At 66.6% G+C, this 662-nt stretch carries 1 protein-coding gene; it reads left to right on the forward strand.

Annotated elements, in window-relative coordinates; translation table 11 throughout:
* On the forward strand, nucleotides 1-662 hold a 662-nt coding region (locus LGM56_RS36710), incomplete at both ends, for an aminotransferase class I/II-fold pyridoxal phosphate-dependent enzyme (protein WP_226208210.1).

A 662-nucleotide genomic window follows, 5' to 3' on the forward strand; every position in this document is an offset into this window, starting at 1 on the left:
CCTTCGGTGCGGCAGGCGAGCCAGCAGCACCGGATCAGCATCACGACCGTGCTGCATGCGTATCTGCTGCTGGAAAGCCGCGGGCTGCTCGAAAGCCGTCCGCAGTCGGGCTATTTCGTGAACCTGCGACGCGACGACAGCCATGCGCCGGTACGCGAGCTGCGGCCGTCGAAGCCGATCGCGATTTCGTCGTCGGTCGACGTGAGCCGGCTCGTGCTGTCGACGCTGCGCTCGATCGGCACCGACGATGCGGTGCCGCTCGGCTCGCCGTATCCGGACCCGAGCCTGTTTCCGTTCGAGAAGCTGAATCGCTACGCGTATGCGGCCGGCCGCGACAAGTCGCTGTGGGGCGTGACGGATGGCTTGCCGCCCGGCCATCCGCGGCTGATCCGGCAGATCGCGCGCCGCTACCTGGAAAACGGGATGTCGGTGGATCCGAACGAGATCATCGTGACGGTTGGCGCGACGGAGGCGATCAACCTGTGCCTGCAGGCGGTCGCGAAACCGGGCGACACGATCGCGGTGGAATCGCCGACGTTCTACGCGATGCTGCACGCGATCGAGCGGATGGGGATGAAGGCGATCGAGGTGGCGACGCATCCGGAATACGGAATCGACATCGCGGCATTGGCCGCGATCGCGAAGTCGCAGCCGATCGCCGC

The organism is Burkholderia sp. AU38729 (genome assembly GCF_020419725.1).
GTDB lineage: Bacteria > Pseudomonadota > Gammaproteobacteria > Burkholderiales > Burkholderiaceae > Burkholderia.